We start from the raw sequence: 13,479 nt of genomic DNA on the forward strand, positions 1-13,479 counted from the left end.
GGCTTGCAACTGAACACCTTGTCCGCAGCCCCATCGTTATGTCGGTGGCATGAACATCATTGACGCTAGGTAGCAACTTGACATGCATGCGAACCAACCCCAAGCGGTTGAGATCAATACCCCCGCCAAGCTGAACCTGTTTCTCGAGCTGCTGGATCGCCGCGCCGACGGTTTCCATGAACTCGAAACGGTGATGGTTGCGATCAATCGCTTCGATCGCATCCGCGTAGCGTTATCCGATTCCGACGATGTGCGCGTCGAATGCGGTTGGCTGCCACATCAAGCCGCCGTTGTCGAGCGCTATCGAGGTTCCCAGGCTGTCGCCACGCTACCTCGCTCGCAAGACAATCTCGTGACCCGAGCTCTGGAACAATTCCGCCAGCGGTTTTCCATCGCCGACGGTTTTCGCGCGTCGATCGCCAAGACGATCCCGGCGGGAGCGGGGATGGGCGGTGCCAGCAGCGATGCAGCCGGCGCGTTGCGAGCCGCCGCTAAGTTGTGCCAGATCGACCAGCATGACCAACGCCTATTGCAGCTTGCGGGAGAACTGGGGAGCGACATTCCGTTCTTCTTTGGTTCGCCGCAGGGATCGATGTCTGCGGCGATCGCGACAGGACGTGGCGAACGGATCGATCCGGTTTCGATCGGCGGCAAGCTGCACTTTGTCGTCGTCCATCCGCCGGAAAGCGTTTCGACGGCGGAGGTCTATCGCCGCTGCCAAGTCCCCTCGCGGCCCAGCTCCGCCGCAGCGATGCTCGCCGCACTTGTCGGGGGCCGCGGCACTCAGATCGCATCCCAGTTATTGAATCGGTTGTCGGAGCCCGCTCGCGCGACCAGCGAGTGGATCGACCGCGTTCTTTCGGCGATCGCTCGAACGCCCGTATTGGGATATCAGGTGACCGGCAGCGGATCAGCATGTTTTGGCGTCTGCCCCAACGCAGCGGTCGCATCGAGAATCGCTCACAATCTACAAGCCGCCGGCATCGGCAGCGCATTTGCAGCGCATTCGGTTTGCATTGCCAGCCCCACGCGGGATATGGGATAATTTTAACAGCACTCGGTTAGGGAGGGTCGGACAGTGGATATCACCGAAGTACGCGTCAAGCTGATGGAAAACTCAGAGGATCGATTGCGAGCGTTTTGCTCGATCACCTTTGATTCCTGTTTCGTCATCCGCGACTTGAAAATCATCGACGGCACCAACGGGCCATTTGTCGCGATGCCCAGCCGTAAACTGACAGGTCACTGCAACCGATGTGGCCACAAGAATTATCTGCGCGCCCCGTTCTGCAATCAATGCGGAACCAAACAGCGTGGTGGCAATGGCGACAACGACGGGCCTCAGAAACTGTACGCCGACGTCGCTCATCCGATCAATTCGGAATGTCGCGAACAGATCCAACGACACGTGATCGAAGAGTTCGAACTGGAACTGCAACGCGCGCAACAGCCCGGTTACCGTTCACGTTACGACGACGATTTTGACAGCGAAGATGTCGCCGCGGCCGCCGCACCGCAAGCCTCTGAATTGCCCGCCAAGCTTCCGCCTCCGGCGCCGCATTTCCATCAACGTCCCAGCGGGGAAGCCAGCTCGCAGCGAGGCGGGAACGACAACGACGACAGCTTCGGCGCCGGCGTTTTCTAAAGCACGGCGCCCTACACCACAGGAACGCTCAACCACTAGTGCTTCATCCACTTTTGACTTTAGCGTGGTGGACGAGGTCACGAGTCCTTTCGCGCCAAAGATTATTGGGACTCGTAACCTCGTCCACCACCAACAGTCCTAAGATCGAAGTTTGACAAACCGCTAGTGTCGCGAGCGGCACTCATTGATCAAGATCACGAAGAAGTCGCGAATCGACTGCAGCGAAATCTCCGCATGTTTCATGTGGTCTTCCAGATGATCGATCTCCGAGTCCTGGGCAGCTTCCTCGCGATGGTGCAGCTCGGTTTTCAATTCATCGAGCGTTAATTCGGTTTTCGCAATCAGTTCGCGGAGACTCTTGATCGACATCCGAGGCAGGTCCGACATTTATAAATCCCTTCCTAAATGTGGGTTGGTAAATCGTTCGCCGCGCCCCCGGCGACCGCGGATAGAACAGGCCGCTCCCGACCATTGCAAAAGGCTACAGCATGCTGGTGACGCCCAAGAACATTCCTGGGATGACAAAGAAGACGCTTAAGATGTAAGCCAACGCGACCAGTTTGTTCTCCGACGCCGTTTCGCCCAGCCACTCCGCCGCCTTGACCGGTAGATACCGCAGCATCGGCACCCCAAAGATGAACAACACCCCGAGGACGTTGTAGGTTAAGTGAATGAAGGCGATCTGCAGCGCCGCCGCAGAGTTCCCATCGACCGCCGTAGCGGCTAACAGCGCAGTGATGCACGTTCCAATGTTGGCCCCCAGCGTAAACGGATAGATCTGCTTCAGCCCAAAGGCGCCCGATCCTGCCAGCGGCACCATCAGCGAAGTCGTCGTCGAGGAGGACTGCACCAGAACGGTCACCAGCGTCCCCGAACAGATTCCCGAAACCGGGCCCTTGCCGATCGCCGAATGCAACAGTTCCTTGGCCTTGCCAACCATCAACGTCTTCAAAAGCGTGCCGACAAAGTGAATCGAGAGAAAGATCAGCACGATCCCACATAGGATCAAGACGATCCCGCCCGCCGTCGTCCCCATCCCAGCGACGCCATCTTTAAAGAACACAACGACCGGCGTGGTCGCAGCTTTGACGAAGTTCAAGCCTCCCATCGAGGCGTCGCCAACGACGAAGATGCCAGCCAGCCCGCTGCCGATTTTCTCCAGGAACCCCGTCGCCATCTCGAGCGGCAGGAAGATCACCACGGCCAATAGATTGAAAAAATCGTGCACCGTCGCCGCTGAAAAGGCGCGGGCAAACTCCTTCTTCTCGCGGACATGCCCAAGCGACACGATCGTGTTGGTGATCGATGTTCCGATGTTCGCTCCCATCACCATCGGCACAGCGACCGATACGGGCAGGCCTCCGGCAACCAGACCAACGATGATCGAGGTCACCGTCGAGGAGGATTGGATCAACGCCGTGGCGACCGTACCGACCACCAAGCCCGCAAATGGGTTCGTGGCGAATTCGAACATCTGCTTCGCCTGGCTGCCCGTCGCGGTCTTAAACCCCGAGCCGATCAAGCCGACAGCGCAGATCAATAGATAGACAAGGCAAACGACCATCAGCCACTGACGCCAAACGCTTTGATTCGACGCCGCTTCGGCAGCTTCTTCCGGTACTGCAATGTCCATGCGATCCCGCATCTATATAAGAGGTATAGCGATACCAGGGGTGCGAGGCGGAGAGCCTTCAACCTCCCGCTGGGTGGCCGAGTTTAGTTCTTTTCCGAAAGCCAGCAATTACCCAAGACGGGGTACCTAACCACCTGAGCGTGTCCGCACGGAAAGAACCGCATCAACGATTCGCAAGGTTTCGCAAGAATCAGCCGCCCGAGAAACGCCTCTCACAGACCGATCCGTTTTGCCATTTATTCGCCAAAAACTTATCCAGTTCTCGCGGTCGGGAAGAGTTTGCATCCCCCCTCCAGCAGAGATACCGCCGCATAAGCTAGCATTTCGAGCAGGAATTTTCTTCCCTCGATTTCCGTTATGTCCCAAAACAGATATTGGTAAAGATTCCATATTTTCGTTAAACTCTGCGACTGATAATACCGACAGAGCGCGCCGCACGGCTGTGGCAGACGTGGTAGATTTGAAAACCGATCGGGCCAGGAGGGAACGATGACTGGCGAATCCTTTCGATTTATACATGCCAGCGACTTTCATCTGGAACGTCCTTTGGGCGACCTAGACGAAGTCCCGCAGCACTTGCGCGAAGCGATGGCGGGAGCGGCATGGAAGGCGGCAGCGACGGTCTTCGAAACCGCGGTTCTCGAAAACGTCGACTTTGTGTTGCTCTCGGGCGATCTGTTCCATCCGATCACCGCCGGGCCACGTGGGATGGCGATGCTGGTCGAACAGTTTGAACAGCTGCATCAACAGAACATTCAGGTCTTTTGGACGACAGGGCAAGTCGACGATCTCGCTAAGCTAGGCGATGGACTCGCGTTGCCTCCCAACGTGACTGTCTTCCCAAGAGACCGATCCGAACAAGCCTACGTCCGTCGCGCCGGCGATACGATCGCCGTTGTCGTCGGTCGCAGCAACGATGGGCGCAGCGGTCTGCACGTCCCTAGTTTCCGGCACGATCCCGTCGAAGAGTTCACGATCGCGTTGGGCTACGGCACCAGCGACGCAACCGCATTGGCGGAAGGCCGCTTCGATTATTGGGCACTCGGTGGCGAACATCAACGCCGCACCTTGGACGGTGCCGCGGGCGTCGGTGCAAGCTATTGTGGTTCGCCACAAGGGCGCAGCCTCAGCGAAACCGGAGCCCACGGGTTCCACTTGGTCGACATCGACGCCGATGGCAGCAGCCGCGTTCACTTCATCGAATCGGACAGCTTCCGTTACGTCAACGTCGAACTTGGCGGAGCCGACTTGGGCACCGCAAGCGATTTGCGCAGCCTGCTGTCGCAGCGAATCGCTCGCTTGCAACACGAACATGGCGACCGGCATCTGCTGGTCGGCTGGGAAATCCACTTGGGAGCCGATTCGCCGATGGGCGCTGGCGACCCGACAGAACTGCTGTCGTGGTTGCGTCGCGAATTCGGACACGGCAGCCCGGCAGCTTGGTCGGTGAAACTGGATGTGATTGCACCACCTCAGTTTCCCCAATCGTGGCTCGAAGAGGATACGATCTTAGGTGACTTTCTGCGTGCTGCGGGAACACACCGTAAAACAGGCGGGCGCGACCTACAATTGGCGTCATTGACCGAAGAACATCCGGGATTGGCACCCGCCATGGAAGCCGCGTTGGTCGAGGCAGATCCTGCCAGCCGCGCAGCGACTTTGGACCACGCAACGCTGTTGGGGGTGGAATTGCTGCGCGGCGGCAAACCACGGCTCGCGATGGTTGGTGACGGCAAAGAGTATCGATAGTTTCATCATGGCGAAATGATCGCGCCACCGGTCACAGGGAGGTCTACCGGTGAAGGTAAAAGATTTACAAATAGATGGTTTTGGCGTCTGGACGGGTTTAAGCGTCGACAGTCTGCCCGATGGCATGACGTTGTTCTACGGTCCCAACGAGGCTGGCAAGACAACGCTGATGCAGTTTCTGCGCGCGATGCTGTACGGCTTTACCAGCGAACGCCGCGAGCGTTACCTGCCACCGGTCTATGGTGGTTCGCCGGGTGGGGCGCTGCGCGTCACCGGTCCCGGCGGCGGTTACGAATTGCGGCGTCGCGCCCAATTGACCGATGCCGATGGCAACGGCAGCTTGACCGTCACCGGAACCGACGGGCTGGCCCAGGGAGAGCATCGTTTGAAGATGCTGCTGGGACAGATCGACGAACCGATCTTCAAAAACGTCTTTGCGATCGGGCTCCGCGAATTGCAGGAACTCGGCACGCTCGACGACACCTCCGCGGCCGACGAACTCTATAAACTGTCCAGCGGTCTGGACCGCGTTTCGTTGGTCGACGTCACGCGACAATTGCGCGATGCCCGCTCGCGAGTCCTCGGTAGCGAATCGTCCAATCGCAGCGGCCAGCAGCTGGCCGATCTGATCAGCCGTCGCGATCGACTTCGCGAAGAGGTCGATCAACTCACCCGCCGCGGTCGACGCTGGGCGGAACTCGCTACCCAACGACGCACGCAGATCCAAGAGATCGAACATCTGCGGAGCAAGCTGGGACAATGGGAACACGACGCTCGGGTTACCGAAGTCGGTTCGACAGCGCGGGAGACATGGGTCAAACGGCAGGAGCTGCGAGATCAGATCGAACGGACCGAACGCGGCCTCGATCTCCCCGAAGACGCTCCGATGCAATTGGTGCATATCGAAGCCCAGGTCGAAGAGCGAAAAGCGAAGTTGGAAGAGGTGAAACGCCAGCGTCGCGAGCTGCGCGACAAAGCCGCCGCGCTGCCGCTGAGCCAACGCTTGTTGGCCCTTCAATCGCGGATCGAAGCTGCATCGCAGCAAGCGACCTGGATCGAAGCCCTCCGCGACCAGATCGCCAAGCTCGACAAGCAGGTTGAAAAGGCGGAGCAACAACTCGATGCCGACGCGCACCGTTTGGGGCTGACCGACGAAGAACGCAAATCGTTGATCGAAGGCTCCAAATCGGAGATGCCCGATCTATCGCGAGCCACGTTGGCGACGCTGGGCGGCCCGGCGCGAACCGTCAAAGAATTCCTGTTCCAAGCCAAACAAGCTCGCGACGAGAGCTTGAAGGATCGCCAAGAGATCCAGGTCCAGGAGAAACAGCTGCGCGAGAAAATCGGCCACCTGCAGAGCGACGATCTGCACGAATCGATCAAACTGCAAGGCGCCGTGATCGCGCGGTTCCGCAAAGCGATCCAGACCGAGGAACACCTCGACAAGCTGCGTCGACACTACAAGGAACTCGAAAACGAAGCGATCAACCTAACCACCGCCGAAGCGCTTCCGGTCGATCGATCGATCTTCATGGCGGCACCGTTCCTGTTTGGTGGCGTCGGATTGATCTACGGCCTGGTTAAGACAACAGGCATCTGGAACGTCGCCGAACGCGACCCAACCTTCGGCATGTTCTCGATGCTGATCGGCATGGCCTGCTTGGCGATGTGGTACATGGGCCGGCAACTGTTCGACCGCGGTACCAGCAGCGACCTGCACGACACCGAACGTCAGATCGAAGTCGTTCGCAAACAGATCCGCGAAACCGAACGCGAGCACGAAGAGACTCAAAAGGATCTGCCCGCCGGATCCGGTCCGCTGGAATCGCGATTGCGTGAAGCGCTCGCGGAACTGCAAGCTCAAGAGGATGCACTGCCACTGTATCACGCCAACCAAGCGTTGGTGCAACGCTACAAGGCTGCCCGTAAGCGTGCCGAAGAAGCTGTCGAAGGACTGAAGCGAGCTCGTGCCGATTGGAAGCGCACGCTGTTGAAACTGGGGCTGTCCGAATCGCTCTCGCCAAAGAGCATTCGCGAGATGAGCGACGGTTACGAAACGCTGCAAGCTTCGCGTCGTCGCGTCGACGAATTGCGAGACGAGAAGGCGGAGCGGAAGCGAGAACTCGCGGCGCTCGGCAAACGCGTCGAATCGCTTTATCGCGAAGCGTTGGGCGAGGAAGAGCCTGAAAATGCGCTGGCCTCTGCGACGCAGCAGGACTTCAAAGATCCGATCCAAGCCGTCAAAGACTTCATCAACGATGAAGACGAGGCTGAAGATTACCGCCCCTCGCGGCGTGGCAACGATTCGCGTCGCCAATCCGATTCGGGACGATCCAGCGAACCGCGGGTCTCGCGACGCATTCCTAGCGATCCGTTGGAGCAATTGAATCAGATGATTCAAGAACTCGAACGCCAACAGCACTGGATCAAGAAGCGCCGCGAGCTCAAAGAGCACGACGCACAGTTCCGCAAGGCGAGCGCCAGCCACGCCCGAGCGATCGAACGCTACGAACAGAACCGTCGCTCGCTGTGGGCCCAATGTGGTGTCGCAACGCAGGAACAGTTCTACGCGTTGGTCGATCGCAAGACTTCGCTGCTGGAAATGCGGCAGAACTTGGAAGCGACGCAGACCAAGCTCGATTCGTTGATCGGCACCAAGATCGATTCCGGCGAAGTGATTCGTTTGCTGGAAGAGACCAAGGCGGAAGATCTCGATCGACGCTGGGAATCGTTGAACCAGAAGATCGAACAGACGAAGGAACGAATCGGCGGATTGCAAACTCGGCAGGGCGAATTGACCGCCGAGATGAAGCAATTGACCGAAGACCGCCGTCTGACCGAAGCCCAACTGGAACTCGGTTGCATCGAGCTGCAAATCCGCAAGTGCATCGAACAATGGCAAACGCTTGGCATGACCAGCAAGCTGTTGGACGAAGTCTGTGCAACGTTTGAAAAGGAACGCCAACCAGAAACGCTCCGCGAGGCGTCGTCGTTCCTCAAGCAGCTGACCGATGGTAAATACCTACGGATCTGGACTCCGCTTGGCACCAATCGCTTGAACGTCGACAATCGCGACGGCAAAGCGTTGCCGATCGAAGTTCTCAGCCGCGGTACTCGCGAAGCTGTCTTCATCGCGCTGCGATTGGCTCTAGCCGCCGCCTACGCTCGCCGTGGCGTGATGCTGCCGCTGGTCCTGGACGACGTGCTGGTGAACTTCGACCGTCGCCGCGCCGTGCACGCAGTCCGCACCCTGCAGCACTTCGCCGAACTCGGTCACCAAGTGATGATGTTCACCTGCCACGAACACATCGTCGAGATCTTCCACGAAGTTGCCGCCGAAGTGCGTCTGCTGCCGCCACAAGGTACGCCGGGAGTCGCCACAGTGCTGCTGCCCGAACCGCCAGAAGAGATCGTTGAAGAAGTGGTAGAAGAGGTCGTCGAAGAGACTCCTGAAGAGGAACCAGTCGCCGAAGTCGCTGAGGTGGTCGAAGAGACTGTCGAAGAGGAGACTTGGGAGGAACCCGAGGTCGAAGAGGTTGCCGAGGAAGAACCGGTCGAAGAGGAGATCGTGGAAGAAGTGATCGAAGAGATCATTTCGGAAACGCCCGAACCGGAGCCCGAGCCCGAGCCGGAAATCATCGACGAGATCGAGGAAGAGGTCGAAGAGTTCTACGAAGAACCCGAGCCGGTGATCGTGACCAAGGTGGAGCGTCATCGACGGCGTCCTACTCCCGTCATCGAAGACGATCTCGAACCTGTCGATCTCAATTGGGTCTGGTTCGACACCGATCCGCTTCCGCAAGACGATGACGAATCGGACGAAGAGCATTCCGGTCCACGGAACGCCTGGGAACACGAAGACGCATGGTGGGCCGGCAAACCGGCGGGCGTCGGGCAAGCCGACGACGAGGACCTGCGATAATCGATCCCCTTCGACCAGCGAACGCTCGCTGAGAACATGAAGTCCAAAACGCGAACAACCCGCGACATCCTCGATGGTGCCGCGGGTTGTTGCGTTGATTCAAGCGTCGGCTGATTCAAACATGCAGCTTCGATGGATAATCGAATCCGCCCGGCAACGCTTCACACGCGAAGCATGAAGCGTCGGCCGGTCGATGTTACTGCCTATTTCCGGTCGGCGGTAACACCCTTCCAATCGTCGGTGCGGAACGGAGTCAGTGGCAATCCGTTGCGAGCTGTTACGTTGGCAACCGGGTTGGTGGCCCAGGCGTAACGTACGGCAACCGGTTCGGAAACCTCATCGCTCCAGACAACAACTTTGTCCTTGCCAACCAGCTTCGCTTGGGCATCGACAAACTTTTGATCCTCGCCGGCGATCGTGAAGCCGATCGGATGCTTGACGTCGAAGGTATAAAGGCCTTGGGCGCCGACGTGATCAAACGTCAGCGTCATCTTGTTCCCTTCGGTTTCTACCGATTTGTAACGTGGACTTTGGTGTTCGATCTCCAGTCCGTAATCCTTCGCCAAAGCCCAGCGAGCCAACCGTTTGGCAACATCTTGTTTGTTGCGTGGATGGATGTCGCGGCCTTCGCCGATGTCGATGATCACCGCTTCGCCGGTGTTGGGCAAACGGTCCATCGTCATCGTTTGCGCTTCGCGCAATTCAGCCCAGTCGCTGTCGCCAGGCTCGCTGACTTCGTCGCGGAAGTCGGCCAATTGAACCCAGTAGAACGGGAAATCGCCCTGCTTCCATTCGTCCCGCCACGATTGAATCATCAACGGAAAGAGGTCGCGATATTGGTACGCGCGGCTAGCATTGGATTCGCCTTGGTACCAGATTGCACCGCGAATCCCGTATCCCAAGATCGGATGCAGCACGCCGCAGTAAAGGTTGCCGGGACGATGCTGCCCCGTCATCCGACTCTTAAGATTCGCCAACTGCTTCGCCTGTTTTTCGTCGTCCGAATCGGCGGCGCTCAATTCTTCAAACTTCGCTTCTTCGTTGCTCCAACGCTCCATCAAAGGCGCGTAAGCTTCGTCCGCCTCCAACAGATCGCGGTTCACCCAAGCTTCGCACGACGAACCGCCCCACGCGTTGTCGATCAGACCGATCGGCACACCCAGCGATTGGTGCAATTGACGGCCGAAGAAATACCCAACCGCCGAAAACGACCCGACGGTATCGGAGGTGCACTGCAGCCACTCGCCATTAAAGTTGTCCTGCGGTTCTTGCACGCCAACGCGTGGGACCGTGATCAGTCGAATGTGAGGGTAATTGGCCGTCATCTTCTCGAGGTCGGCGTCGTTCGACTGATCGACCGCCCACTGCATGTTCGATTGGCCGCTGCACAACCAAACTTCACCGATCAGGACATCGGTGAACTCCAGTCGGTTCTTGCCTTCGATGACCATCGTCTTGGCGTCGCCCAAAGTCAGCGGGTCCAACGTCACGCGCCATTTGCCTTGATCGTCGGCCTTCGTCTTTTTGGTTTGACCGGCAATCGTCACGACGACCTCTTCCCCCGGTTCAGCCCAGCCCCAGACGGGATTGGCTTGGTCGCGTTGCAACACCATGTTGCTGCCGAAGATCGCTGGCACGCGAACGTCAGCCATCGCGGAGGTGGCGATGGTTGCGGAAACGAGCAATCCGAAAATTGCCCGTCGAATACTCGGAAAGTCACTTGTCATTGTGGGTCCGTAGCTCTCTGAAGGTTGTGAAGGTGGGAAAAAACTGTCGCTGAAACGATAACGAATTCAAAACCGAAAAGAAACGGTCCCCCTGTTTTCGCGAGGCGTTTTTCGCAGTTCCCCCCCGTCGCGCCGGAACCTTGAAAACTGCCGTCCGGGCATCCGCAGATGTTATACTCAACCTAGCGTGCGCATCCGGCACGCCGACCTCGGCACAGGCTTTGTTTTTTCAGGCCGCGCGGGATATCGCACCATGAGTTCGCAGCACAGCCCCGGTTGCCCAGCGCGACTGGGGCGAGAGACGCGTTTGCTCAACGCTCCACGGCAACCGATGCTGATGATCGCCGTGGCCGGCTTGATCGGGATCCTGGCCGATCATCGCTTGGGGATTTCGTCGGACCATTGGCCGCTGCTGGTCGCCGTCGCGATCGCGGTGCTAACGATTGCTTGGGTCTGCCAGCCGCTCCGCATCGCAGCGATCCTGCTGGCAACCGCAGGCAGCTTCGGCTTCTATCACCATCAACAACTGTACCAATACGAACGCCAAACGTTGGCGGGTTTCTTGAGCGACGCTTGGCAACCGATCTGGGTCGAAGCGATCGTCCGCTCCCCGATCCAACGGCGGCCCGATGTGCTCGCCGAACAGCGATCCGAACATCCGGCGGAGGCGTGGCAATCGCTGATGAGGATCGAAGTGGTGGCCGTTCGCGATGGGGCCAGCTACCGCGCCGCCAGCGGCACAGCGCGAGTGATCGTCGATGGCGAGGTGACTGGCCTGCTGTACGGCGATCGAATTCGTTTTGCAGGCCACGCCCAACGCATTCCCGCCGCGTCTAATCCGGGCGAGGTCGATTTGCAACAGGCCTATCGTGCGCGTCGCCAACTGGTTCGCATGCACGTCGATTCGCCCGCGCAAATCGACGTCGTCGCTGCAGGCAATTGGTCGCTACGCCGCGCGATCGATGCGATTGGAAATCGTGGTCAACTGGCGCTTACGGCGAACCTGAAACCGGAGCAAGCTCCGCTCGCCGAGGCGCTGGTTTTAGGTCGCCGCGAAGCTGTCGACCGATCGATGCGAGATCGTTTACTGGAAACCGGCACGATCCATCTGTTGGCTGTCAGCGGTTTGCATGTCGGCATCGTGGCGATTGCAGCCTCCTGGCTGGCGATCTTTCTGGGCGGTTCGCGAACCACGAACCTGATGTTTGTGATCGGCGTCTGTTTGGCCTACATGCTTGTCACCGGAGCGCGACCGCCAGTCGTTCGGGCGGCGACGTTGATCAGCATCTTTCTGATCGGCCGCTTGATCGGCAAACGCTCCGATCCGTTGAACGCCTTGGCCAGCGCAGCGGTCTTGCTGATGTTGATCGATCCATTGTCGATCGGCCAGATCGGAACACACCTCTCGTTTCTCGCGGTCGCGACGATCGTATTGTGCAGCGGTCTGCCGGACCCGCGGCCTCAATTGGACCCGCTGGATGAACTGTTGCAAAGCCGCTGGGCGATGCTACTGGCCCTAGGGCAAACCGCGTGGCAGAGCATCCGCCAGCTGATCTCGATAAGTTTCTGGATTTGGATCATCGGACTGCCTATCGTCTGGCACCACTTCCACGTCATCACACCGATATCGGTCATCGCCAACGTTCTGTTGTGGATCCCGTTGACAGTGGCCCTCGTCTCGGGATTGGTGACCGCGGTGCTGGGCGGAATCTGGCTCCCACTGGGTGATGTGTCGGGAGAGATCTGCAGTAGGTCGCTGCAAATCATCGTTCGCCTGGTCGACGGATTGGCGAACATCGACGGCGCGTTCTTCTGGCTCCCCTCGCCACCGCACTGGATGTTGCCAGTCTTCTATCTTGCGATCGTCGCCACAGCGTTTCTGATCCCCCATCGATATAAGAGACCTGCAGTCATGGCCTGTGCCGCTCTCTGGTTTGCTGTCGCGATAGGGCTGGCAACTCGGCGAGCCGATCCCGACCGTATGATCGCGACCTTCATCGATGTCGGGCACGGAACAAGCGTCCTACTGGAGTTTCCCAACGGCGAAAACTGGTTGTACGACGCGGGCCGGTTAGGCGATCCGGCATTCGCTCGCTGGCCGATCGAAGCTGTCCTCTGGAGCGAAGGGATTCGGCATCTCGACGGCCTGATCGTCTCGCATGCCGATTCGGACCACTACAACGCGATCGCCGGATTAGCCGAACGATTTTCGATCGCACGCGTCGTGGGATCTCACGAATTGTTCGAGGACAAACAGCAAGGGATCGCAGAAGTCGGTCGGGTCTTAAAAGCCAAAGGGATCCCGATCGAAAGCCTAGCGGCCGGAGACCTGTTGTTGCAGCAACCTCATTGCCGTGTCACGGCGCTACATCCACCAGCCAAACATCTTCCGGGAAAGGACAACGCCAACAGCATCGTGCTGCGAATCGATTGTTTCGATCGCACGATCGTGCTGCCGGGCGATTTGGAACAACCGGGGACCGCGATGTTGTTGATCCAATCGCGACCGCGACCTGGCGGCGTGCTGATGGCACCGCATCACGGCAGCCTGTCGCAGGATATCTTTCCGATCCTGCAGTGGGCCGATCCCTCGGTCGTCATCGCCAGCGGCGGCAAGCGCGCCGCGGGACCGCGGGTGCGGAAGATACTGACCGAAACGGGAGCCCGCGGATTTGTGACTCACCGCGACGGAGCGATCCGGGTTAGCATCGCCCGAGATGGAATCGTGGTCCGCTCGTGGCGGCAGAACCCTTGGCCCAAGGGCGGATAAAACGAAGCGCCGACCGCCGCCAGTCGCAGCCTG

The 13,479-nt window shown here is 58.9% G+C and carries 8 protein-coding genes; 5 read left to right on the plus strand and 3 right to left on the minus strand.

The window, feature by feature from the left end; all coding sequences use genetic code 11:
- The first annotated feature begins 82 nt into the window (after positions 1–82).
- Both ispE and CA51_RS18685 read left to right on the plus strand, forming a co-directional pair.
- Positions 83–1,045: a 4-(cytidine 5'-diphospho)-2-C-methyl-D-erythritol kinase gene (gene ispE / locus CA51_RS18680; RefSeq protein ID WP_145122721.1), complete on the plus strand. Its 963-nt coding sequence runs from the start codon at positions 83–85 to the stop codon at positions 1,043–1,045.
- A 33-nt stretch (positions 1,046–1,078) separates the two neighbouring features.
- Positions 1,079–1,645 (plus strand): SpoVG family protein, encoded by a 567-nt coding sequence (locus CA51_RS18685; RefSeq protein WP_145122722.1) that lies wholly within the window; start codon positions 1,079–1,081, stop codon positions 1,643–1,645.
- 162 nt (positions 1,646–1,807) lie between these two features.
- Here CA51_RS18685 and CA51_RS18690 read toward each other — a convergent pair whose 3' ends face one another.
- A complete protein-coding gene (locus CA51_RS18690) occupies positions 1,808–2,032 on the minus strand; it encodes a hypothetical protein (RefSeq protein WP_145122723.1) in 225 nt (74 codons plus the stop codon).
- Between the two features lie 94 nt (positions 2,033–2,126).
- Complete coding sequence (locus CA51_RS18695) at positions 2,127–3,278, minus strand: Na/Pi symporter (RefSeq protein ID WP_231745776.1); 1,152 nt, start codon at positions 3,276–3,278, stop codon at positions 2,127–2,129.
- 489 nt (positions 3,279–3,767) lie between these two features.
- Between CA51_RS18695 and CA51_RS18700 the strand changes: the two genes are divergently transcribed.
- Both CA51_RS18700 and CA51_RS18705 read left to right on the plus strand, forming a co-directional pair.
- On the plus strand, positions 3,768–5,027 hold the full coding sequence (locus tag CA51_RS18700; protein WP_145122725.1) for a metallophosphoesterase family protein: 1,260 nt from the start codon (positions 3,768–3,770) through the stop codon (positions 5,025–5,027).
- 49 nt (positions 5,028–5,076) lie between these two features.
- Positions 5,077–8,949, plus strand: a complete 3,873-nt coding sequence (locus tag CA51_RS18705; protein WP_145122726.1) for an ATP-binding protein — start codon at positions 5,077–5,079, stop codon at positions 8,947–8,949.
- 203 nt (positions 8,950–9,152) lie between these two features.
- Here the strand turns inward: CA51_RS18705 and CA51_RS18710 are convergent, their stop codons facing one another.
- A complete protein-coding gene (locus CA51_RS18710; protein ID WP_231745777.1) occupies positions 9,153–10,601 on the minus strand; it encodes a sialate O-acetylesterase in 1,449 nt (482 codons plus the stop codon).
- A gap of 328 nt (positions 10,602–10,929) precedes the next feature.
- Here CA51_RS18710 and CA51_RS18715 point away from each other — a divergent pair, with 328 nt between their 5' ends.
- Positions 10,930–13,446, plus strand: coding sequence for a DNA internalization-related competence protein ComEC/Rec2 (locus CA51_RS18715; RefSeq protein WP_145122728.1), 2,517 nt, complete (start codon positions 10,930–10,932; stop codon positions 13,444–13,446).
- Positions 13,447–13,479 lie beyond the last annotated feature (33 nt).

The sequence above is a fragment of the Rosistilla oblonga genome (assembly GCF_007751715.1).
In the GTDB taxonomy this organism is placed as follows: Bacteria; Planctomycetota; Planctomycetia; order Pirellulales; family Pirellulaceae; genus Rosistilla; species Rosistilla oblonga.